17 protein-coding genes are annotated in these 24,549 nt (G+C 38.3%); 13 read left to right on the forward strand and 4 right to left on the reverse strand.

The window, feature by feature from the left end; genetic code table 11:
• Positions 1 to 111 precede the first annotated feature (111 nt).
• The 8 genes from ACEN36_RS03375 (at position 112) to ACEN36_RS03410 (ending at position 14,623) form a co-directional block, all read left to right on the forward strand.
• Positions 112 to 1,395, forward strand: coding sequence for a glycoside hydrolase family 125 protein (locus tag ACEN36_RS03375; protein ID WP_407103044.1), 1,284 nt, complete (start codon positions 112 to 114; stop codon positions 1,393 to 1,395).
• A gap of 6 nt (positions 1,396 to 1,401) precedes the next feature.
• The gene (locus ACEN36_RS03380; RefSeq protein WP_407125948.1) at positions 1,402 to 2,787 is read left to right on the forward strand and encodes a glycoside hydrolase family 1 protein; all 1,386 of its coding nucleotides are present in this window, start codon (positions 1,402 to 1,404) and stop codon (positions 2,785 to 2,787) included.
• 23 nt (positions 2,788 to 2,810) lie between these two features.
• On the forward strand, positions 2,811 to 5,525 hold the full coding sequence (locus ACEN36_RS03385; RefSeq protein WP_407125969.1) for an alpha-mannosidase: 2,715 nt from the start codon (positions 2,811 to 2,813) through the stop codon (positions 5,523 to 5,525).
• Positions 5,522 to 7,732: a GH92 family glycosyl hydrolase gene (locus tag ACEN36_RS03390; RefSeq protein WP_407097438.1), complete on the forward strand. Its 2,211-nt coding sequence runs from the start codon at positions 5,522 to 5,524 to the stop codon at positions 7,730 to 7,732. The genes ACEN36_RS03385 and ACEN36_RS03390 overlap by 4 nt, the downstream gene beginning before the upstream one ends.
• 51 nt (positions 7,733 to 7,783) lie before the next feature.
• Complete coding sequence (locus ACEN36_RS03395) at positions 7,784 to 10,822, forward strand: glycoside hydrolase family 2 TIM barrel-domain containing protein (protein ID WP_407103042.1); 3,039 nt, start codon at positions 7,784 to 7,786, stop codon at positions 10,820 to 10,822.
• Positions 10,823 to 10,938: 116 nt separating this feature from the next.
• Positions 10,939 to 11,892 carry a N(4)-(beta-N-acetylglucosaminyl)-L-asparaginase gene (locus ACEN36_RS03400; RefSeq protein ID WP_407125949.1) on the forward strand — a complete coding sequence of 318 codons (954 nt, stop codon included), beginning with the start codon at positions 10,939 to 10,941 and terminating at the stop codon, positions 11,890 to 11,892.
• Positions 11,893 to 11,907: 15 nt separating this feature from the next.
• Positions 11,908 to 13,224: a Sapep family Mn(2+)-dependent dipeptidase gene (locus ACEN36_RS03405; RefSeq protein ID WP_407125950.1), complete on the forward strand. Its 1,317-nt coding sequence runs from the start codon at positions 11,908 to 11,910 to the stop codon at positions 13,222 to 13,224.
• A gap of 40 nt (positions 13,225 to 13,264) precedes the next feature.
• Positions 13,265 to 14,623: an exo-alpha-sialidase gene (locus ACEN36_RS03410; RefSeq protein ID WP_407097434.1), complete on the forward strand. Its 1,359-nt coding sequence runs from the start codon at positions 13,265 to 13,267 to the stop codon at positions 14,621 to 14,623.
• Positions 14,624 to 14,850: 227 nt separating this feature from the next.
• On the opposite strand, the gene ACEN36_RS03415 is transcribed toward ACEN36_RS03410, so the two are convergent.
• The 3 genes from ACEN36_RS03415 to tyrS all read right to left on the reverse strand — a co-directional run bounded on the left by ACEN36_RS03415 (position 14,851) and on the right by tyrS (position 18,890).
• A complete protein-coding gene (locus ACEN36_RS03415) occupies positions 14,851 to 16,311 on the reverse strand; it encodes an amidase (RefSeq protein WP_407125951.1) in 1,461 nt (486 codons plus the stop codon).
• Positions 16,312 to 16,456: 145 nt separating this feature from the next.
• Positions 16,457 to 16,945 (reverse strand): GNAT family N-acetyltransferase, encoded by a 489-nt coding sequence (locus tag ACEN36_RS03420; protein WP_407125952.1) that lies wholly within the window; start codon positions 16,943 to 16,945, stop codon positions 16,457 to 16,459.
• A 661-nt stretch (positions 16,946 to 17,606) separates the two neighbouring features.
• A complete protein-coding gene (gene tyrS / locus ACEN36_RS03425) occupies positions 17,607 to 18,890 on the reverse strand; it encodes a tyrosine--tRNA ligase (RefSeq protein ID WP_407125953.1) in 1,284 nt (427 codons plus the stop codon).
• A 469-nt stretch (positions 18,891 to 19,359) separates the two neighbouring features.
• Here tyrS and ACEN36_RS03430 point away from each other — a divergent pair, with 469 nt between their 5' ends.
• Genes ACEN36_RS03430 through ACEN36_RS03445 form a run of 4 tightly spaced genes read left to right on the forward strand, consistent with a single transcriptional unit; the run spans position 19,360 to position 22,540 of the window.
• Positions 19,360 to 19,752 carry a GntR family transcriptional regulator gene (locus ACEN36_RS03430; RefSeq protein WP_407125954.1) on the forward strand — a complete coding sequence of 131 codons (393 nt, stop codon included), beginning with the start codon at positions 19,360 to 19,362 and terminating at the stop codon, positions 19,750 to 19,752.
• A complete protein-coding gene (locus tag ACEN36_RS03435; RefSeq protein WP_407125956.1) occupies positions 19,749 to 20,438 on the forward strand; it encodes an ATP-binding cassette domain-containing protein in 690 nt (229 codons plus the stop codon). Before ACEN36_RS03430 ends, ACEN36_RS03435 begins: the two co-directional genes overlap by 4 nt.
• Positions 20,435 to 21,268: a hypothetical protein gene (locus ACEN36_RS03440; RefSeq protein ID WP_407125957.1), complete on the forward strand. Its 834-nt coding sequence runs from the start codon at positions 20,435 to 20,437 to the stop codon at positions 21,266 to 21,268. Before ACEN36_RS03435 ends, ACEN36_RS03440 begins: the two co-directional genes overlap by 4 nt.
• 33 nt (positions 21,269 to 21,301) lie before the next feature.
• A complete protein-coding gene (locus ACEN36_RS03445; protein WP_407125958.1) occupies positions 21,302 to 22,540 on the forward strand; it encodes a hypothetical protein in 1,239 nt (412 codons plus the stop codon).
• A gap of 53 nt (positions 22,541 to 22,593) precedes the next feature.
• Here the strand turns inward: ACEN36_RS03445 and ACEN36_RS03450 are convergent, their stop codons facing one another.
• Positions 22,594 to 23,241, reverse strand: coding sequence for an MBL fold metallo-hydrolase (locus ACEN36_RS03450; protein ID WP_407125959.1), 648 nt, complete (start codon positions 23,239 to 23,241; stop codon positions 22,594 to 22,596).
• 253 nt (positions 23,242 to 23,494) lie between these two features.
• On the opposite strand from ACEN36_RS03450, the gene ACEN36_RS03455 reads away from it, so the two are divergent.
• A complete protein-coding gene (locus tag ACEN36_RS03455) occupies positions 23,495 to 24,487 on the forward strand; it encodes an LLM class flavin-dependent oxidoreductase (RefSeq protein ID WP_407125960.1) in 993 nt (330 codons plus the stop codon).
• Positions 24,488 to 24,549: the final 62 nt, after the last annotated feature.

Consider the following 24,549-nt stretch of genomic DNA (forward strand, 5'->3'; position numbering starts at 1 on the left):
AGACAAGTAAGTCTTATTGATATAAAGAATATAGCTCGTATTTGTTTTCTGAATCTATGAAAACTGTACGAGCTGTTCTATCTAGGACTAATTTATTGGAGGTAACTAATAATGGAAAAAACTCTTCCTAAATCTATTCAAACGTTTATGACTCGTATTAATTCATTAGGGAAAGAACATCCTGAATGGTTGGAAATTTTTAATGGTAGTTTTTTAGATACATTACAAAATACAGTGAAAATTTTAGAAGATGACACTACTTTTGTATTAACTGGAGACATTCCAGCAATGTGGTTAAGAGACTCGACGGCACAAATCCGCCCTTATTTATTTCTTGCAAATGAAAGTGAAGAAATTAAGTCTATCATTAAAGGATTGATTGAAAGACATTTTAAATTGATTCATATCGATCCGTACGCAAATGCATTTAACGAGGAAGAAAATAAAGCAGGACATCAAACGGATTACACAGAAATGAACTCTATTGTATGGGAAAGGAAATATGAAGTTGATTCGTTATGCTACCCTATCCAATTAAGCTATTTGTACTATAAACAAACAAAAGATACCTCTCATTTTAACGACACGTTCTTGAAAGCGGTAGAAGACATTTTGACTGTTTGGGAAACAGAACAACGACACGAAAATTCTCCTTACCTATTTGAACGAGATACCTGGCGTAAAGAAGACACATTAGTGAATGAAGGAAAAGGTTCAGAAGTGGCTTATACCGGCATGACGTGGTCTGGCTTCCGTCCGAGTGATGACACATGTGAATACCATTATCTTGTGCCGTCGAATATGTTTGCTGTTGTTGTGTTGCGCTACTTGGAAGAAATTTTTACGGATGTTTTACCGGATGAAGCAAAAAAAGAACGTGTGAAAAAATTAAGAGAAGAAATTAAAGCAGGAATCTCGAAACATGCAATTGTTGAAAATAATCAAGGCAAAAAAATATATGCCTATGAAGTGGATGGATTGGGAAACGCGTCTATTATGGATGACGCAAATATACCAAACCTTCTTTCAGCACCGTACCTAGGTTTTTGTTCTGCTGATGATCCAGTTTATGTGAATACTCGTGAAACAATTCTCAGTTCAGAAAATCCTTATTATTATAGCGGATCAGAAGCATCAGGAATTGGAAGTTCGCATACACCTGAAGACTATATTTGGCACTTATCTTTAGCTATGGAAGGTTTGACTAGTGACAATAAAGAAGATAAGAAACGTCTTCTTGATACGCTGGTAAAGACAGATGGCGGCAAGAAAGCTATGCATGAAGGATTTCATAAAAACGACAGTACACAATATACTAGAGAATGGTTCTCATGGCCAAATATGCTCTTTTGTGAATTAATGTTGGATTACTTTGGATATACGATTGAGAGGTAAATAATTATGGGAAAAAAATTTCCGAAAAATTTTCTTTGGGGAGCAGCAACATCCGCTCCTCAATCAGAAGGCGCACAATATGAAGATGGTAAAACACCTAGTACGTGGGATGTATGGTATGAAAAAGAACCAGAGCGTTTTTATAACGGGGTAGGTCCAAAAGATACTTCACTAACGTATGAAAGATATGCGGAAGATGCCAAATTAATGGCAGAAATGAATTTAAATTCCTTTAGAACATCTATTTCTTGGAATCGTTTGTTACCAGATGGCAAAACGGTAAACGAAAAAGCTGTTCGTTATTATCGCGATTACTTTTCAAAGTTAAAAGAACAAGGGGTAGAACCTATAGTAAACTTGTTCCACTTTGATATGCCATGGTGGTTGATGGAAAAAGGTGGCTGGGAAAGCAGAGAGTCCATTGAACATTTTGCTTATTATGCAGATACAGCATTTGAACAATTTGGAGATATAGTCCATGATTGGATGACCTTTAATGAGCCAATTGTTCATGTGCAGTGTGGTTATTTAGGAAATGATCACTGGCCACAAGTGAATAATTTTAAACGAGCTATTCAAGTTGCTTATCATACGATGCTAGCACATGCTGCAGCAGTGAAAGTATTCAAAGAAAAACAACGGAATGGAAGAATCGGAATCATCTTAAATTTATCGCCAGTCTATGCACGCTCAGAAAGTAAAGAAGACCAAGAAGCAAAGAAAAACTCTGAAGTACTTCATATAAAGAGTTTTTTAAATCCAGCTGTTTTTGGGAAATATCCTGAAAGATTGGTGACGCTGCTTAGAGAGAATGATTTATTGCCATCTATTGAAAATGGAGATGCAGAATTATTAGCTTCAGGGGTAGTAGACTATTTAGGAGTTAATTACTATCAACCAATACGTGTGCAAGCCATAGACAAAGAAAGAGTTCGCCAGCCTGCAAAAAGTCCAGGCGAATTTTCACGCGGCTATGATTGGCCAGAAAAAAGAATGAATTTATATCGAGGATGGGAAATTTATCCTGAAGGAATTTATGATATAGCCATAATGCTTAAAGATGAGTATGAAAACATTCCTTGGTATATTTCAGAAAACGGAATGGGTGTTTCGGATGAAGAACAATTTATGGATGAAGAAGGAATTGTCCAAGATGATTACCGAATTGAATTTATTCGAGATCATTTAAACCAAGCATTGCAAGCTATTGATGAAGGAGCAAATTGTTTTGGATATCATGTATGGACATTTGTGGATTGTTGGTCTTGGTTGAATGCATATAAGAATCGTTATGGTTATTATCGCTATGATTTAGAAACCGGCAAACGAATTCCTAAAAAGAGTTCGTTTTGGATGAGTGAAATCATTCAAAAGAACGAATTAGATCGTTAATATTTTTGTATTGAAGGAGCTAGATTATGAAAACCGTTCATATTATTTCACATAGTCACTGGGACAGGGAATGGTACTTACCATATGAAAAACACCATATGTTATTAATTGAATTGATTGATGATGTATTGGAGTTGTTTGAAACTGATCCTGGATTTAAGAGTTTTTATTTAGACGGACAAACGATTATTTTAGATGATTATTTAGAAGTTCGTCCTGAAAAAAAACCTTTACTAGAAAAATATATTCAAAATGGGAATCTAAAAATTGGACCCTTTTACATTCTTCAAGATGCATTTTTGACGAGTAGTGAATCAAATGTTCGAAACATGTTAATTGGTCACCGCGAAAGTGAAAAATGGGGGTCAAAAGTAGACATTGGATATTATCCTGACACTTTTGGAAATGTTGGGCAGACTCCTCAGTTAATGAAACAGTTGGGATTTGACATCGCAGCATATGGAAGAGGAGTGAAACCAACTGGATTTTCGAATAAGTCTACTGAAGATGATAATTTTGTTTCTTCTTATTCTGAAATGAAATGGATAGGGGCAGACCAATCAGAAATCATTGGGCTTCTATTTGCTAATTGGTACAGCAATGGGAATGAAGTTCCGGCAACTGAAAAAGAAGCTAAAATATTTTGGGATCAAAAATTAAAAGATGCCGAGGCTTATGCGTCAATGGATCAATTATTGTTCATGAACGGCTGTGATCACCAACCTGTTCAAAGAGATTTATCAAAAGCAATAGAAGTTGCGAATGAATTATATCCAGACTACAATTTTGTTCATTCCAATTTTGAGGAATATATGGGTCAAATGATGTCAGAACTTCCTGAAGATTTGGATACTGTTAAAGGCGAATTGACTTCTCAAGAGACAGAAGGATGGTATACCTTAACGAATACAGCTTCTGCTCGGACATACTTGAAACAAGCGAATCACCAAGTTTCTGTGTTATTAGAACAAATTGCAGAACCATTAGCAACGATGGCGTATGAAGTAACTGGGGAATATCCTCATGACCAACTGGATTATGCTTGGAAAATTTACATGCAAAACCACCCGCATGACAGTATATGTGGCTGTAGCGTAGATGAGGTTCATGCTGGAATGATGACTCGTTTCCAAAATGCAAGAAATGTTGGAGAATATGTTAAAGATGAGTCTATGGATAAATTGACGAACCATATCAAAACTGCACAAGATGGAATGGAAAAAGCAGTACCATTTGTAGTGTTTAATACAGCCGGTTCAGAAAAAAATGGAGTTTCTTCAATCAGCTTGGATACAGAAAAAATTTACTTTTCTGAACAATTTCCAACAGCAAGTTACGAAGAAATCAGAGAAGCAGATGCTCCTAAATACAAAATAGTGAATGCCTCAGGGGAAGAAGTGGAAGCCGAAATTATAAATGAAGGGCCACGCTTTGGATACGAATTGCCAAAAGATGCTTTTAGGCGTCCTTATATTTCAAGAAATATAACGGTTCAACTTCCTGTTAAGCAAATGGCCTCGTATTCTTGGGATACGTATTATCTAGTTCCAGTCGGAGAGAGAGTTATTCATGAAGAAAACCAAGAGAGGGATAAAACAGACGTAACCCTTAAAAATGACTGGGTGTCTTTAGAAGTAAACAGTGATGGAACGATTAGCGTGACTGATTTAAAACAAAATAGAACTTATTCTAATTTATTGGTCTTTGAAGATGTTGGAGATATTGGAAATGAATATGTATTTAAACAACCGAATAACGAAAAACCAATTTATTCACTGAACAAATTAGTAAGTGCTCAGGTATCAAAAGAGACTACATTCTTTAAAGAATTAACTTTGGTACACGAAATGGACGTTCCAGTTAGCGCAGATGAACAATTGGAAATAGAACAGCAAGCAGTCGTCGAATTTAGAAACCGTAAAGCTCAACGTGTGAAAGAAACGAAGCCATTACGTATTGAAACAACTGTTTCTCTCGTTAAAAATAGTCGTCACCTTTCATTTTCATCCACTCTTCACAATGAAATGAAAGACCATCGACTACGAGTGTTGTTCCCAACAGGTATTCAAACAGATGTCCATTATGCAGACAGTATTTTTGAAACGGTTAAAAGGGAAAATAAGGTTAGTGCAGCATGGACAAATCCGACGAATCCACAAAGAACGCATCGTTTTATTAATGTTCGTACAGACTCTCATGGAATGGTATTGGCACCTCAAGGGATACCAGAGTATGAAGTGATTTCAGAGAACGACCAACAAACGATTGGCTTAACGTTGTTCCGCGCAGTAGGAGAAATGGGAGATTGGGGTTACTTCCCAACGCCAGAAGCACAATGCCAAGGAACTTATACATTTGACTATTATTTAAGCTTCCATGGAAAAGATGACGTAGAAAAAAACTACAAAGAAGCTATTTATAGTTCAGTTCCATTATTGACCTATCAAACTGACTTGCATGATGGAACACTGAAATCAACAGATCAATTTCTCTCAGTTGATGGAGAAAACATTGCAGTAACGGCTTTAAAACGGAACGCAGGTACAAACAACCCAGTGACTCGTTTTTACAATTTTACAAGTAAAAAGAGCCCTTATAAATTAGAAATGGGTTCATATAAACCTGTTGAAGCAACTATTTTAGAGGAAGAAGTACCATACAATGGGAATACCCAAGAAGTAAAACCGTTTGAAATTAAAACACATATTTGGAAAAAAATGGAGGAAAGCGAAGTATGAAAGTAACTACGGTAGATACGCGACATGGTTCGTTAAATAAACCAGGATTTTCAAATGGGAACACTCTCCCTTATACAGGCGTTCCTTTTGGAATGAATTACTTCGTCTTACAAAACCAAATGGGATCGAATTGGATGTTCGATCCTACTTATCCCCTTTTCCAAGGTATTCGGCTGACACATCAGCCGAGTCCTTGGATGGGAGATTTTAGTTCATTTTTAATGACTCCAGTTACAGGAATGCCGACAGGAACTCACGTTGAATTGAATCAAAGTTCATACAAAATTGACAGAGCTTTTTTTCAACCACACTATTTTAAAGCAGATCTGTTGCGTTATCGTTTAGGAGTAGAGTTGGCTCCAACAACTTACGGAGCAAAATTAAAGCTGACTAATCAAAGCGAAAAGGAACTAGGCCTTCTTTTACATACTAATGAAACCATTGACTACACAGTAGATAGAGAAAGTAATCGACTCATTGGGAGATTACCTCAAAAAGTAGATAGCGATAAGTCTTTGTTGTACTTTTATTTTGTGTTGGATTTTGGCACCGCTGAAGAGGATAAAGTTTCTTACTTAACATTTGATGAAAAAGAAGGCTGGACAAAAACGCTTGAGCTTGAGGACACCATTACAAGTTGTTTATTTATCAGTCTAGGTAATCATTTGGAAGAAGCGGAAATTTCTTTGGGCACTTCCTTTATCAGTGAACAACAAGCTTTACTAAACTTAGAAAGAGAAAGTTTGACCGAATCATTTGAAGAGATAAAAGAAAAGGCTGCAGATGAGTGGGAGTATTATTTAAGTAAGATCGAAGTAAGCGATCGAGACACGCAAAAGGTTCAGGATTTTAACTTTTATTTGTACCGAATGTTCTTATTCCCGCAAACCTTTTACGAATTGGATGATGAAAATCAGCCGATTCATTTTGACGTATACAGCAACTCTATTAAAAAAGGTAAATTCTTTACGAATAATGGTTTCTGGGATACTTATAAAACAGTCTATCCGCTGTATTCATTAATTATTCCAGAAAAATACAAAGAAATCTTAGAAGGCATCCGGCACTTTTATGAAGAATCTGGTCATTTGCCTAAATGGATCAGCCCAGATGAACGTGGCTTAATGCCTGGAACACTTGTGAACGCAGTGATTGCAGATGCTGGTGTGAAAGGGTTATTAAATGAAGAAGAAATGCGATTCCTTTTAGATGCTATGGTGAAAGAAGCCACAATTCCGCCTACAGAAGAAAAGTTTGGGAGAAGTGGGGTACAAGACACACTGGCTTATGGTTATGTGACAAATAATAAAATTGAAAGCGTTAATCAAACTCAAGACAATGCCTATAGTGATTTCTGTATCCGACAAGTAGCCAAAATCCTTGGAGAAGAGGAAATAGCAGGTCAGTACGAAAAAGCGGCTTTAAATTACCATCATTTATTTGATGAAAATTCCGGTTTTATGCGAGGAAAAGATGCAGAAGGAGAGTATAAAGAATCCTTCGTGCCTGAAGATTGGGGATATGATTATACGGAGGGAAGTGCTTGGCAAAATAGTTTAGCTGTGTTTCATAATTTCCAAGACTACATAGATGTATTTGGAGGCAAAGAAGCGTTCTTAGAACATCTTGTTCGTCTGACAAATAGTGATCCTACCTTTGAAATTGGAAACTATGGAATGGAAATACATGAAATGAGCGAACTGGCAACTGCCGAATTTGGGCAAATTGCGATTTCGAATCAACCCAGTTTCCATATACCTTACTTGTTTGCTTATATTGGAAAACCGGCTTATACACAGTTGTTAGTCAAACAACTCTGTGAGCACGCTTTTTCAACCCATTTTGATGGTTATCCAGGAGATGAAGATAATGGCAGCATGTCAGGTTGGGTCATTTTTAGTATGTTGGGGTTCTATCCTGTGACTCCTGGTGTTCCTCAATATGTATTGGGAATACCACAATTTGATAAAAGCGTGGTTCATTTGCCGAATGGAAAAACGTTTACTACAGTTGTACCTAATCAATATCCGCAAAACAATTTTGTACAGCGGACGAAGCTAAATTCAGAAACAATGGAAAGTCTTTATCTAAATCATGAAACCATTCTTAAAGGCGGAAAACTGGAAGTCAAACTAGGCTTATTACCCTCAGAAAATGACTATCTTCCTCATGAGCTGCCTTATTCATTAAAGAATGAAGATAGCTAGTACAGACATTATTAAATATGGACTGTAGATTTATTCACAAGGAGGGGCATGATGCAAACAAGTTTAAATCGTGAATCTGCTCGAGCGGATTTTATTCCATATGGGTCACTAAAAGCTTATCAGCACAGAAAACAATGGAACGAATCTGATCGAACGATGAGTTTGAATGGAGCGTGGTCTTTTTCTTACTGGTCTAATCCTTTAGAGGCTGGAACGGCTTTCGCTGCAAAAACGTATGATGTTTCTAAATGGAAAGATATCTCGGTTCCTAGCCATTGGCAATTGGAAGGATATGGGAAGCCGCATTATACAAACGTTCAATATCCTATACCATTGGATCCTCCATACGTACCAGATGAGAATCCCACCGGGAATTACGCAAGAGATTTTTATTTGCCCGTTGGGTGGGATGAAAAAAAAGTTTTATTGCGTTTTGAAGGAGTGGACAGCTCACTAAAAGTTTGGGTAAACGGGGAAGAAGTAGGTATGAGTCAAGGAAGCCGGTTACCGGCTGAATTTGATATTACTTCATATGTAAAGGGTGAGAAAAATCGAATTGCCGTTCAAGTAACGAAATGGTCTGAAGGAACCTATTTGGAAGATCAGGATATGTGGTGGTTATCGGGAATATACCGAGATGTAACTTTAATTGCTCGCCCACAAACGTATCTTCAAGATACATTTGTTCATTCAGAAGTGAATGAGGCACTTTCTTCTGCTCAATTAGTGGTAGAGTCTGAACTCATTGGAGATACAGAAGGGATAACGGTCGTACATTCTTTAGTCGATCCTTTGGGGAAGGTACTTTATAGAGAGGAAGAAGCTGTTCAAGTAGATAATCAATATTGGAAATGGTCTGTTCCTGTAAAAGACATTCAACTGTGGTCAGCCGAGACACCTCATCTGTATGAAGTCCAAATTGAACTACGAGATATCCATAATCAAGTTTTGGAGACAGTTATCCAAAAATCTGGATTCCGAAAATTAGAAATAAAAGGAGGGTTGTTACATATAAATCAAGTTCCCATCAAATTAAAAGGGGTTAATCGACACGAGTTTCATCAAACAAAAGGACGAGCAATTGATTATGAGGATATCATTTTAGACCTCAAACTATTAAAGCAAGGGAACTTTAACGCTATTCGAACGAGTCATTATCCAAATACGCCGGCGTTCTATGCATTGTGTGATGAATACGGGTTTTATGTTATAGACGAAACGGATGTCGAAACACATGGCTTTGAAATAGATGGCAAGGTAGACGAATTAGCCAATCAAGAAATGTGGGAAGAGGAATATGTTTCCCGGATGGAACGAATGGTAGAACGAGATAAAAATCATCCTTCTATCTTTATGTGGTCTGTGGGAAACGAATCTGGAGCAGGAAAAAACCATGAAAAAATGGTTCAATTTACAAAAGAACGTGACCCTACACGGTTTGTCCATCATGAAGGAGAATCGTTAAAAATCAACTGGAGAGGAAAATTATTAGAAGAAGAACCAAAACTTTCTGCTGTTCATTCTACAATGTATACAGACTTGCCGCTTTTAAAACAATTAGGAGTACAATCACAAATGAAAAAGCCGCACATTGTTTGTGAGTATGCCCATGCCATGGGAAATGGTCCAGGAGCTCTTCAAGACTATTGGGACATCTTCTATAAGTTCCCAAGACTTCAAGGGGGATTCATTTGGGAATGGTGTGATCAAGGTATATTAGCTGAAAATGAAGAAGGGACATTAGTCTACCATTATGGCGGTGATTTTGGTGATGAACCGAATGATGCGAACTTCGTTATTGATGGCTTAGTGCAACCGGACAGAACACCGTCTCCCGGATATTATGAAGCAAAAAAAGCTCAAGAACCGCTTACAACTAAATGGCTCTCTAGTACTGAAATTGAAATAACCAATCGCAAAGATTTTACCACGGTGGATGACTTAACTGCAGAGTGGGTACTAAAAGTAGAAGGAGTTGCGATTCAAAAAGGTACTATTGATATTGTTGGGATTCAGCCGCATTCGGCAGTCAAACGAACACTATCTTATAATATACCAACTCATCAACAAAACGAGGCCGTGTGGATAGAAATACAGTACACTTCTAAACAAGATATGAAATGGTGTGAAAAAGGGTTTGAATTGGCCTGGAGTGAGTATGTATTGTACTTGCCGACAAGTATTTCTGTTTCAACTCCAGTGCCAGAATCAGCTGAAACAGGTCCATTTGTAAAGAGTGAGGCTGAAACCACTCTTGCCATTCAAAATAACTGTACTCAGGTATTGTTCAGCAAAGTAACTGGGAATCTGTTGGATTGGACAGTCCAAGGAGAAAAATTCTTTAAAACTGCGCCACGTCTAAATTTGTATCGACCGTTAACAGATAATGATCATCGAGTAGGAGCAACATGGAGAAATTATGGCCTGCATCAAACTCAAGAGCGTCTAGTATCAATTAATTACGATGATTCCCTTGAAAATACAACAGTAACGGTACAAAAAGTGGTTGGAACAAGAAAATTAGCGTGGAAGATCCATCTCACTTATGAATACAAGTTGAAGAAAGATGGTACATTGTCTTTTCATGTAAAGGGTAAACCAGAAGGACGTTTTCCTGATACGATTGCTCGTATTGGCTTAGAATCAGGAATACGCGCAGAGTACAAACATATTTCTTGGGTTGGAAAAGGGCCAAATGAAACGTATGTTGATACACAATCAGCAGGAAGATTTGGGTTATTTGAAAGTTCTGTAGAAAATTTAAATTTTCCCTACATTTATCCGCAAGAGAGTGGAAACCATTTAGACACTCATTGGGTTAAATTAAACGCCCAGGAAAGAAAACAAGTGCATATTTCCAGCACCAATTCATTTTCGTACAGTATCCATTCTAGTTCTCAAGAAAATATCGATTTAGCTCAGCACCGAGAAGAATTAGTGCAATCTCCTTTCAACTTTTTATATCTTGATATAGCACAGAATGGAATTGGGACTGGGAGTTGCGGTCCGGATGCACAGCCGGAATATACATTAAAAATGGACGATTTTGAGTTTGATTTTATTTTTCAACAAAGCCAGTTCAACCAGTGATGGAAACAAAAAGATTCTTTTTGAGGAAACACGAAAAGCTTTGCTTGCTGACTATTTTGAAGCAAGTAAAGCTTTTATACTTTGTAGTATACGAAACTTGCTAAGGAGGAAAACGAATGACTTATGGAATGATTGCAACATGGCGGATGGCTTATGAAGGAGTTCTTCATCAATCAGAAAAATTAGCTGATGGAAGTAGTGCAGGAGATGTACTTGAGGGAGTCATCAAAGAAGTAGAAGAGTTTGCCAATTTTATCTCAGTCGGTTATGGAGGCCTTCCGAACGAAGAAGGAATAGTGCAATTGGATGCAGCATACATGGATGGAACTACGTTAGAAATAGGGGCAGTTGCTGGGCTGGAGAATATAAAAAATCCCATTTCAGTTGCCAGAAAATTAAGTAAAGAGCGATTCAATTCATTTCGTATTGCCGAAGGAGCAAAAAAATGCGCAGTGAAAATGGGTTTTGAACAAGAAGATTTATTGACAGAAAAGTCTAAAGAAAAATGGGAAGAGAAAAAAAAGGAAATTGAAGCTAAAGAAATATCTCCTTATGATGGTCACGACACAATTGGGACGGTTGTATTAGATAAAGCCCATCATATGGCTGCAGGAACATCCAGTAGCGGTCTATTTATGAAAAAAGAAGGTAGGGTTGGAGATTCTCCTCTGCCGGGTTCAGGATTTTATGTAGACAGCGATATCGGCGGTGCAACAGCAACCGGTTTGGGCGAAGATTTAATGAAAGGCATTTTAAGTTACGAAGTGGTTCGGAAAATGGAAGAGGGATTACCACCAAAAGATGCAGCACAGCGAACTTTGGAGGAATTTGAAAAGAAATTAAAGAGAAAATATGGGAAAGTTGGAGCGATGTCGCTCATTTGTATGGACAATAAAGGGGAATGGGGTATTGCGACAAATGTAGAATTTACGTTTGTTGTTGCAACTGAATCGCAAAAACCCACGATTTATATTTCTCATCGGACAGAAGATGGACAGGTGATAATAGAAAAAACAACCGAAGAATGGTTGAAGGATTACTTGGGAAACGTAAACAATCGGACTGAATAGAGGAGGAGACGAAATGTGGAAAAATGGATACCAGGAGCTATTGATGAACAGATTGAAGACTATCTAAATGCGTTACAAAAGATGGTTCGTATAGAAAGTGTTGAAGGGAATGCAACTCCTGAAGCTCCGTTTGGAAATGGACCGAAACAAGCTTTAGAACAAGCTCTATCCATTGCTGAAGATTGGGGGTTTCAAACCGTTTCGATAGATAACGCTGTTGGTTACGCTGAATGGATCAATGATTCCATGACAAATGACTATGTAGGAGCTCTTGGACATGTAGATGTTGTGCCTGCTGGAACTGGCTGGTCGTATCCTTCTTTTGAGACCACTATTGAAAATGGCATAGTTTATGGGCGTGGTGTGTTAGACAATAAAGGGCCAACGATGGCTGTTTTGTTTGCTGCTAAGTTATTGAAAGATTCAGGGCAAACGTTTAAGAAAAATTTGCGGGTTATGTTCGGAACAAACGAAGAAACAGGGTCGAAAGATTTGCCTTTTTACTTAGCTAAAGAGCAGCCGCCAGTATACGGATTTACACCAGATAGCCAATTTCCTGCTGTCTATGCAGAAAAGGGAGTTGTCGGTATTCGTTATAAGACGTCCTTTTTAAAAGGTGATTTAGATGGATTAACAGCCATTCGTGGAGATTTTATTTCAAGTTCAGTTCCTGATGAGGCGGTATTTATTTTTGGAAATGGAACTGAAAAAACCTTTTATGGAAAGCGGGCTCCTAGTAATGAGCCGCAATTAGGAGAAAATGCCATTACAATGGCCGTTGAGAATTTAAAAGATCATTCGACACTATCCTTCGAACTGCAGGCTTTCTTTAATTGGGCTTCAACTACTTTTCATGATAAGCATTACGGAGAAGGATTGACTTCAATGAATGATTTGAACATATCAGATATGGCTATTCAAATTACCCCTTATAAGATAGAGATAAAAGAGGAACAAGTGATAGTTGAAGTTTCTTTTCGCTATTCAGTGGATTATACAGAAGCACAGGTTTTGTCTTTAATAAAGGAAAGTAATTTTAAGAACACAACAGTTGAAGTTATCCGTTCAATGCCTCCTAAAATATTGGATCGTACTCATCCAATGTTAGAAATAATGAAGCGTACTTATGAGGAAGTAACTGGTCTAGATGGTACTCCAATCGTTACGACTGGGGCAACCTATGCACGTTTTATGCCGAATATTATAGCCTTTGGACCATCTTTTCCTGGGCAAATTGGAATAGCACATAACAGTGACGAGTACATGTATATAGATGATTTAAAACGAAATATCAAAATATATGAATTAACGTTACAAGAAATGCTTCAATAAAAATAAAACGAAAACTGATTAGAAGGGATGTCGTCATAAATTGACTTCTTTAATCCAAGAACAAACTTTATTTTATTCAGGTATGAATGACTCAAAAGGATATCGTATTCCATCACTCATTACCACACAAAAAGGGACCGTTATAGCTGGAATTGATGCTCGTTTATACAACCAACAAGATAATCCAAATAAAATCAATATTTGTATTAGAAGAAGTGAAGACAACGGAAACACTTGGTCTCCAATTCAGACAGTAGTTGCTTTTCCAGATGAAAAATTAGATAGTGCTGCAGCGGTTGATTCTTCTCTTTTGCAAGATGAAGAAACCGGGACAATTTGGTTAATGTATTGCCATACTCCTGGAGGCATTGGGTTATGGAATAGTGAACCAAGTGTAGGTTTTGATTTAGCTGGTCAGCGTCAGCTATATGACAATAAAAAACAGCCTTATGAGTTGGAAGAAAATGGAGAAGTCAGAAATACAAAAAGAGAATTAAGCCGGTATACTGTTGATGGTGATGGAAGTGTGTTCATTAATGGACGAAAAACAGGACACATTTTTGAAAAAATTGATGAAAGCAATAAGCATTTATTGGTTGAAGCTTCAACTTCATTTTTGCAGTTGGTTAAAAGTGAAGATGATGGAAAGACATGGTCTAAGCCAATAGAAGTGAATCCCCATGTAAAAGAAGATTGGATGCGTTTTATAGGCACTGGACCTGGAAGGGGTATTCAAATTAAGAATGGGATTTATAAAGGAAGACTTGTTTTCCCTATCTATTTTTCGAATGAATCCGGGAGAATGTCCAATGCAGTTGCCTACAGTGATGATCATGGAATCAATTGGAAACGTGGCTCTACTCCGAATGATGGGAGAGAGGTTGATGGAAAGATTTTGTCTGCAAAAACATTAACAGAAGAGACTTACGAACTAACAGAATCACAAGTTATTGAACATGATGACGGGACTGTTGAGTGTTACGTTCGAAATCATTTTGGAAATGGAACGATTGCGAGAGCAGTAAGTGAAAATGGCGGAGAAACATGGGGACAACTCGAATTTGTAGAAGATTTAATCAATCCTGTTTGCCAAACAAGTGTCTTAACTATTCCTAATTCTGAAAAAGAAACGACTTCTATTCTATTTCTAGGAGCCCACAGTAAAACGGAAAGAAAAAAAGGAACTATCCAACTTAGTGAAGATAGCGGAAAAGCTTGGGCGTACAAAAAAATGATTGAACCAGGTGCGTTCTCTTATTCTTGTATGACGTTATTAAAAAACAATGATGTAGGAATAGTGTATGAAACTCAAGATGAAGAAGGTATGGTTAAGATTGTGTTCAAAAGAATGGGGTTGGAATGGATAAAAAATAGGTTCATGGGAAAATTGACTAGGTAATTATAGCTATTTTGCATAATCTACTCTCTTTAATAATCAGACTCTTGTAATAATAAGTAACCTCGACTTTAAAAATATTTTTTATTTCAATGATGCTTGGTGGCATATCTAAACAAATAGTACTGCTATAAACAAAAAAACTATGAAAGAAAAGTTTCACTTTCACAGTTTTTTATTTGTGTTCAGACAATAATAAAACACTTAAAATAAAAACAATAGAATACTGCCTAGATAAACTGTCCATCTGCTTCCATGTCGCGTCCAATGGCTAACAACCAGTCTTCTTTCCCTTTAGGAGCCGTGAATTGAACCCCAAGCGGCAATCCTTCTGTAGTTAAAAGCACCGGCAAACTGATCGAAGGCTGTCCGGTTAAATTGGCTTGTATGCCAAATGGTGTAATAGGCAAGCTTTTATCGAACATGTCCCACACCACTTGTTGTTGTTCTTCAGAACTTACTTCAGCAATATTTCTCATTCGTTTCAGCATGTCTTCGTCTTGCCATTGCGTACCTACTTTAGGCGCGCTGTCGGCAGTTGCGGGAGTTAGGAATAAATCAAATTCTTGATTAAATTCTGCCATCACTTCCGCAGCTCGATCCCAAGTATTCAATGTTTTAGAGTAAGCAGCCGCAGAAATGGTTTTTCCAGCGTTGTACAATACCCACGTCACCAATTCCATATCATCAATGGTCAATTTGCGCTGTAGAGTGATTTCGATGGATTCCATCATTGCAGTTGTTTCGCCAGAATTCATGACGTAGTAACTCTTCATCAAATCAACTCCATCAATCGGCGGCGTTTTTTCTACCACAGTGTGTCCTTGAGCTTTCAACCAGTCGACCGTCTTCAGAACAGCTTTTTTAGCTTCCTCACTAACTTCAGACAAAATAGGGGATTCTAATGAGTAAGCAATGTTGAATTTAGGAGTCGGTTTTTCTAAGGCATTCAAATAGCCTTCTGTAAATAAAGGTGTCTGGAAGGCAGCCGCTGGTTGGACAGTTTGCAACACATCCATCATGGCCGCTGTATCCCGAATGGATTTGGTCAACGCGAAGCTGATCGAAGCACCTTGCCAATTTCTGCCAGAACCTGGCCCAAGTGGAGTGCGACCGCGAGTTGGTTTCAGACCGACTAAGCCGGTAAAAGAAGCGGGAATCCGAATCGAACCGCCGCCATCACTGGCACCCGCCACAGACACCATACCTGAAGCCACACTTGCTGCCGCACCGCCGCTGGAACCGCCTGGAGAATAATCTGGATTCCAGGGATTACGAGAAGGTCCGTACAATTCGGGTTCGGTAATGTTCTTAAAACCGAATTCTGGTACATTGGTCTGCCCGATTACAATAAAACCAGCATCGATCAAGGCTTGAGTAAAGTGACTCGTTTGAACAGCTACCGAATCTTTAAACAAATGAGCTCCAGACGTGCTTGGTTCACCAGCTAGAGCTTGACCTAACCCCTTGACCAAAATAGGTACACCGCCATAAGGCTTGCCGCTAAAATCTCGTTCTTCGGCTTCTTTCAAAGCTTGTTCCTTTCGTGTATGAATCACCGCGTTTAACTGCGGATTTTCTTTTTCAATCATTTGAAAAGCTTGTTCTACCAGTTCTTTTGGCGTGACAGTTTTATTTCGTACTTGCTCTGCGTAAAATAATCCGTCTTGTTCACGATTGATAATACTCACAATATCCCTCTTCCCTAGAAATACTTCTTGTTCAGTGTAGCATTGCCGCGTTGAGAAAAGAACTCAAGCTTAGAAAAACGAGTTGAAAAAAGTGGCTATCTAGCCTTTTTCCAGCATAGATAGCCACTATATAAACAAAGTTGTTTTAGATTGTATAACTCAAAACGTAATCGTCCATCGCAAAACCATTGCCGATATCCGCTACTTGTTCGCAGACTTTTTTGAAGCCCAACTTTTTATACACCGCTATAGTAGGTGCGTTGTATTTATTGACGGTCAGACCAATAGACTCTTTATTTTTTTCAAATGCAATTTTCTTCAGTTCTTCAAATAAGAAGCGTGCTACACCTTGGCCGCGAGCAGCTTCAGTAAGATACAATTTGCTCAAGAAAAGCTGGCTTTCTTGAAGTTCATAACTGACATATCCAGCATCTTGGCCATCTACTTGAACCAGCCAATAAATCTTGCCGTCTTGAAGGTCTTTTTCAATGGCTGCTTGCGACTGAATGGTTTCCAACATATATTGCACTTGTTGCTCGCCAAGAATGGCAGTGTAGTGTTCTTGCCAAATTTCACGTGCTAATACAGCCAACACATGCGCATCAGAGGGTTGAGCAATTTTAGTGTTGATCATGTAGCATCATCTCCTTGTGTAAGCTGTTTTTTGATAGAAACTGCTATTTAATGCGATAGTTATCAAATTAAGAAACTTTTCGGTGACGAAAAGCTTTTCATACTAATAGTACGAGTTTAGATAGTGTCTAGATCACAATAGCGCTGATAAATAGGTAAGAACTATTAACTAGAGGTCGTCTAGTTAATAATAGCGGTAGTAAGCAAGCTCGAATTATTAACTAAAGACTGTCTGCTTCACAATAGCAGTAATAAGCAGGGGTGAATTATTAACTAGAGACTATCTACTTAATAATAGCGATAGTAAGTAGTCTCGAATCATTAACTAGAGAACATCTACTTAACAGTAGCGGTAATGAAAAGGTGCTAATTATGAACTAGAGGTCGTCTACTTAACGATAGCAGTAATAAATCGGTTCGAATTATGAACAAGAGACTGTCTACTAAACAATAGCACTGCTAAATTTGAGAAGACACTTAAGTAGCAGCCTTCAGTCTCATAAACGAGTTGCGAAAAGCAGCCTATGCGCCTATAAGCTAATTCCAACTGTCAGGTAAAAAGCACCTGTCTGTTGGAATTTTCTTATAGTCGATAGGCTAAACGCTTTTCTCCACTCTCTACTCTTAAACGAGTTGCACAAAGCAGGCTTCCTACGAAATCCTTAGCGCTTTGCTTCGCTCTCTACGAGTTTCACTAAGAAGTATTTTTTCTTGCCTTTGCGAACTAGAATAAAGCGTTCTTCGAATGAGTTTTCAGGTTTGATGATTGCGTCTACATCGGTTTCTTTTTCACCGTTGATGGAAATCGCGCCGTTGTTGATGTCTTCACGCGCTTGGCGTCTAGACGGCTCGATGCCGACTACATCTACTAACCACTCCACAATATTGCGTTCTTCTTTTGGTGCTTCGAAGGTTGGCATATTTTTGAAGCCTTCTTCAATTTGTTTAGCAGTCAAGTCTTTTACTTCTCCAGAGAACAAAGCAGCGGTGATTTGTTCAGCATCTGCCAAAGCTTCTTCACCATGAACAAACAACGTCATTTCTCGTGCCAACGTTTTTTGAGCGGCACGTTTGTGCGGTTCAGTTTCCACTTGTTCAGCCAACGCATCGATTTCTTCTTGGCTCAAGAAAGTAAAGTATTTCAAGTAACGAACCACATCACGATCGTCTTGGTTTAACCAGAATTGGTAGAACTCGTAAGGAGTTGTTTTTTCTGCATCCAGCCAAATCGCTCCACCGGCTGTTTTCCCAAATTTAGTACCATCTGCCTTCAACAATAAAGGAATGGTTAAACCGAATGCTTTAGCTTCAGCACTTTCTTGTTTACGAATGAATTCTAAACCAGCGGTAATATTGCCCCATTGATCGGCTCCGCCGACTTGTAATTGAACGTCTTCATTGCGGAATAAGTACAAGAAGTCCATGGATTGCAAGATTTGATAAGTGAATTCAGTGAATGAAATACCAGTTTCTAAACGACTCGCAACGATATCTTTTGCCAACATTGTATTAACGTTAAAGCTTTTACCGACATTGCGTAAGAAGTCCAATAGAGTTAATTCGCCAGTCCATTCTAAGTTGTTAACTAAGCGAATCGATTTTTCATCTTTACCAGCATCAAATAGTTTTTGTACTTGTGCGGTCAATTTTTGGATGTTTTTTTCGACTTGTTCAGCAGATTGTAAAACACGTTCTTCGGATTTACCACTGGGGTCTCCGATAGAACCTGTAGCTCCACCAACCAAGATCACTGGCTTGTGCCCGGCTAATTGAAAACGTCTCAAGACCATAAAAGGAATTAAATGACCGATGTGCATACTGTCTCCAGTAGGGTCGATTCCGCAGTAGACCCCGATTTCCTTCTCTGAAACTAGTTCACGTAAACCAGCCTCATCCGTTTGTTGGTTGATGGCTCCGCGCCATTCTAATTCATCAATAATGTTCATCTTTTTTTGCCCCTTTTCTATTTTTTTGTATAAAAAAAACCGATGAAAAGAACAAGTCTTTTCATCGGGACGAATGTATTTTCCGTGGTACCACCCAATTTGCAAGCAAACATCAGTTGAACTGAGTTCGTTGCCTCTTCAGTACTAGTATCGCCAGTATCGCGCTTGAGGTTAGTCAAGTTGCTCCAGAGTGTAATTCGACGTATTGTTTGTGCCAATTTCCAGCAATCATTGGCTCTCTCTAAACAGGGACAATACCCTACTGCGCTCTTTCTCTGCAAAGGTTATCAGATTTAAATTCAGTATAGAAAATTAACCATGAAATGTCAATCACAGAAAAAAAGTTATTGACAGATTAAGTGTATTAACCATATAATACACACAACGCAACTGTATTACGTGATTAATACATCGTTTTACATATAGTGTATTAACCTATTAATACAAAAAGAAAGCAGGTGTGTCGAACGTGCCAGAACTATTCAATCAAAGAGAACCGGTTTATGTGCAAGTTGTACGTCATTTTAAAGAACAAATAGCTGCGGGAGAATTGCAGCCCGGAGAAGAGATGCCCTCAAGACGAGAACTAGCAGGAAATTTAGGCATCAATCCAAATACCGTTCAACGAGCCTACAAACGAATGGAGGAAGAAAACTTGTTGTATACAGAAGGAAATATGCCCAGCAAAATCACAGAAGATACGAAGGTATTGACTCAAGTCCGTCACGAATTGATGTTGGAAGCTGTCGAGACCTTTATAGCAGCCGTAAAACCAATTGGTGTTTCTTTGCAGGAAGTCCAACACAAAATTAAAGAACAATTTTTATTAGAAGATGAGCAAGATGGGGGCGAAACAGCATGATCGAAGTAAAACAAGTAGAAAAGCGATTTGGGCGTAAAAAAGTATTGAACGGGATGTCTTTTACAGCCAATAAAGGTGAGATCACATGTTTAATCGGGACTAATGGCTCTGGAAAAACGACTGTCTTGAATGCCATCATGAATCTGACTCCCTTTAAAAAAGGCGAGATTTTGATTGGCGGAGAAATATTGACGAAGGAATCTTATGAAAAGATTGCTTTTATCCCTGATGCGATTACGATGTTACCGTCTATGACGATTCAACAAGCGATGGACTTTATGAATGATTTTTATACCACTTGGAACCAGGGCAGAGCAACGGAAATATTGAACTTTTTCAAATTGAGTTCGCAAGACAAAATCTCAACTTTGTCTAAAGGGAATACAGCAAAAGTAAATATGCTGCTGGGATTAGCCTTGGATGTGGATTATTTATTGATGGATGAGCCTTTTTCAGGAATCGATATCTTTAGCCGCGAACAAATAGCTGCTGTGTTTACCAGTCATCTGGTAGAAAATAGAGGTGTATTGATCACAACTCATGAGATCAGCGATATTGAACATTTGATCGATAAGGCTGTTTTGATCGAAAATGGAAAAGTGTTGACTGAATTCAACGCAGAAGAAATGCGCGAAGAAAAAGGGAAGTCAGTCGTAGATGTCATGAGAGAGGTGTATCAACCATGAAAAATTTTATTAAATTAGTCAACTTTGAACTCAATCGTTTCTTTCCGATTTATGCTGCATTAGGGATTCTGACGATCATCTTACAAGTCATTGGAGTATTTATTACATCAAATGATTATATCTATCAAATTGAAGAGCAAACAAAAATGGGAATCGTAAAAGAGAGCGCCATTATCCTTGAGATTGGTCAAATGGGGATGAGTCGCTTCGTTGGCAGTTTATGGTTTGTGGGGCCGATTGCCCTTTGTGTAGTGACTTTGCTCATTTACAGTCTATTTATTTGGTATCGAGACTGGTTTGGCAAGAATACTTTTATTTATCGCTTATTGATGTTGCCAACAGAAAGATTAAACTTATATCTTTCTAAAGCTGTAGCGATTTTCTTAATGGTTTTAGGATTAGTCACCTTACAGTTGGTTTTATTGCTTGTAGAAGAACAGCTTTTCTCTATGTTGATTCCTGCAGCGTACATTAAAACGTCTACTATAAGTCAAACAATTCTGGAATCTAAGTATTTGCTCGTTTTATATCCAACTTCTTTTATCGCAGCATTGGCCAATTACAGCAGAGGCTTTATAGCAATTTTGGTATTATTTACGTTGATTTTATTAGAACGCAGCTTTAAATTCAAAGGCTTACTATTGGCTGGAGTCTATAGTGTACTAACACTCATATGTCTATTTGCTCCTTACTGGATACAAGCCATCTTTAATCGTCAGTTATTCTTTACGAGTGAACTGTTTTGGATCACGTTAGCGTTGACTTTTGTGGTAGGAGCAATTTCCATTTGGATCAGTCATCGTTTATTAAACAAACGGATTACCGTCTAACGGATCTGCTTAGGGAATGGGAGGAGAAAAATAATGAAGAAATATTGGAAAGTCATCGCTTTGGTACTTTTTAGCGTAATTATTATCAGCGGTTTTTATGTACGAAAAGCTTTAGCGAGCACTTCATCACCTGAATATATGATTGAAACTCGTTCAGGAGACACAAGCTACATTGAGAACATATTGCTGTCAGGAAATGTAAATAATGAGGAAAATATGTATTGGGATTACGTACAGATCAGTACAGAAGGCACAAAAGCTTCAGAAGACTTTTCTTTTAATGAACAATTGGATTATATGTATACCTATAGCCCAGAAATACAAAAAATGTATCATGAGTATCCAGGTTTTCTTCGCGGTAAAAGCATGACTGCCAATTTATATTATGAAGATGAGACCGCTATTGTTTTTGTAGACACTTATATAGAAGATTATCAACTGCCTTATGAGCAAATGGAAATCGCTTTGTTAGATAAAAAATCTAATGATGAAACTCAAATAATGATCGATATTCCTGAGTATGAAAAATATGATGATCTTTACATTGAAAATGTTCAAAAAAGCGGCGAAGAAGTAATCATCTTTACTGTGAATTACTTTAATGATCAGCAATATGCAGAGCTGCACGCTTATCGAGTAGATGTGGCAACTGAAACAGTGATAGAAGACCAAATTATCCAGCCTGCAACAGGTGAAGCGGGGGTAGATTATTCTTCTATTTTACTCAATACCTATACAGGTCCGTATAGTTCAAAAGCAGAACGTTACATGATCTATGAAAGTAACCCAAAAGACGAGCAAGATGTAGAGACAGATAAAATACTGATGTCGGCCTACGATACAACGACTGGTAATTTGAACGAGTTGACAATACCTAATGAATTGCAAGAATTACCTTTATTTCCAGCTATGACGGTTCATGATTCATCTATCTATTACACAAATGCTGTAGAAAATGGATTTGAGGTTAGTCGATTTGATATTGAAGCAAATGAAGTTGCAGAAACACAGTTTGTTAGTCTGCCTAGTGAAGTGATGACAAATTTCTCTTCACAGACATATGAAGAATCCTCCTTTGTAACCTATATTGATGAAAATATCATCTATTATGTCAGTGCCTCAAAAGAAAAATCAGGAAAAGATATTGCCATCGTAGTTGCAGACTTTCATACAGGAAAAGTATTGTATGATGGAAAAATCATTGATGCACCTGAAATGAATGAGACATTTAAAGATAATTCGTTATCTATTGATTGGATTCGCTTTAACTAAATTTAAAAAAGGGCACTTTATCTCCAGATTTAGAGATAAAGTGCCCTTTTTAGTTAGCGTGATGTACCATTCAAAAATGGATTACTGTCGATTTCTTCTTGCACAGTTGTAGCACCACCATGGCCAGGGAACAAAACAGTGTCGCCTGGCAGCGGGGTGATGTATTTGTGAATACCTTTGATCAAGGTTTCATGACTTCCATATGGAAAATCAGTCCGGCCTACACTGCCTTTGAAAATAACATCTCCGACAATCGCAAACCCGTGATCTTTGAAAATGAAAATAGTGCTTCCAGGCGAGTGCCCTGGAACGTGCTGCATTTCAAAGGTGAATTCGCCGATAGAATAATTGCCCATTTCTTCCAAATGAACATCAGCTGGTTTGGTAGAGATCACGTCTTCGATTTCTGGATGGCGTCCTGAGCCGTTTTGTGCGGGGTCTACTAACCATTCCTTTTCGATAATGTGTTGATACACTGGTATGTCATAAGTATCTCTGATGTCATTTAATGCTCCGATATGATCGTAATGCGCATGAGTCAAAACAATCGCGATCGGGTTCAAATCGTGTTCTTTCACGATATTTTTAAGTGTTTCAGGTTCTGCACCCGGATCGAAAATAAGCGTCTCTCGATTGTTGTCGCCCACTAGAAAATAGCAATTTTCTTGGATCGATCCAACGGTTGCTCCATATAAATCCATGTTGTTGCCTCCTCATTCTATTTGTGTCTAGTATAAAGTATTTTTGAAAGATTGTCTTACACAAAGAGTGCAGGATAGTAAGGAAGCCTATTGAACTTAAGAAAAGCAAAATCAATTGCCGAAGCTTGCTAGGCATCTGAAGCAGACACTTTTTCAAGAAGTTTATTCAATAATGAGAATTTTGAAAGGAATTCCCGACGAGTTAGTGCTAAGATAGTTAAAAGACTGATTTTTAGTAAGAAAGGGGATTTTTATGAAATTAAGTGTTTTAGATCAAGCTCCGGTGACTCAAGGAAACACAGCAGCAGACGCGCTGTTAAAAGCAGAAGAACTGGCTGTATTAGCTGATGAATTGGGGTACACACGAATGTGGATGGCGGAACACCATGGGACTGAAAACTACGCCAGCTCGGCACCCGAGATTACGCTAGCTTATTTAGCGGCCAAAACTAAAAATATTCGCTTAGGTACAGGCGGAACGATGATGATGCATTATTCACCCTTGAAAATGGCAGAAGTCTTCAAAACGTTGAGTGCATTTGCTCCAGGACGGATCGATTTTGGTGTAGGGCGTGCTCCAGGTGGAGATCACGCATCCATGTTTGCGTTGGCGCAAGGAAATCGACCTCAGTTGGATAATATGTATGAAAAATTAGATGTGGCGCTGGAATTAATAAATGATCTAAAGCCTGCAGATAATCTGTACAACAAAACAATCGCTGCTCCTAGCGGTATTGTACTGCCTGAAGCTTGGTTGTTGGGTTCTAGTGGAAGCAGCGCTGTGCAAGCCGGCCGGAAAGGGATCGGTTATTCTTATGCACAGTTCTTTACAGGAGTGATGGAAAAAGCTGTGTTAGATCAGTATCGACGCAATTTCGAACCTAGTGCTTTCATGGAAAAATCCGAAATCAATGTAGCTTATATGGTTACCGCTGCCGAAACTATGGAAGAAGCGGAATATGAAGCATTGCCGCAGGATCTGGTTCGCTGGTGGATGTCTCAAGGAAAAATGGGGCCGATTTTAACACCAGAAGAAGCGCAAAATTACCCTTTGAATGAAGTAGATCGTCTGAATATGTTAGATAACCGGACTCAGCACATCGTAGGTTCGGCTAAAGAAGTGGCAGCAAATCTGATGCAGCAACAAGAACGCTATGGTTTTGATGAAGCCATGATTTGCAGTATCTCTCACTCACAAGAGAAACGATTGGATACGTATCGCTTGTTGGCGAAGGAATTGCTGTAATAATCAGTGCTTATTTGTGTTTAGGAAGAACTTCTAGAGATATTTGATTCAAAAATAAAGCG

Origin of the sequence: Desemzia sp. FAM 23989 (genome assembly GCF_045528345.1) — a bacterium.
GTDB lineage: Bacteria > Bacillota > Bacilli > Lactobacillales > Carnobacteriaceae > Desemzia.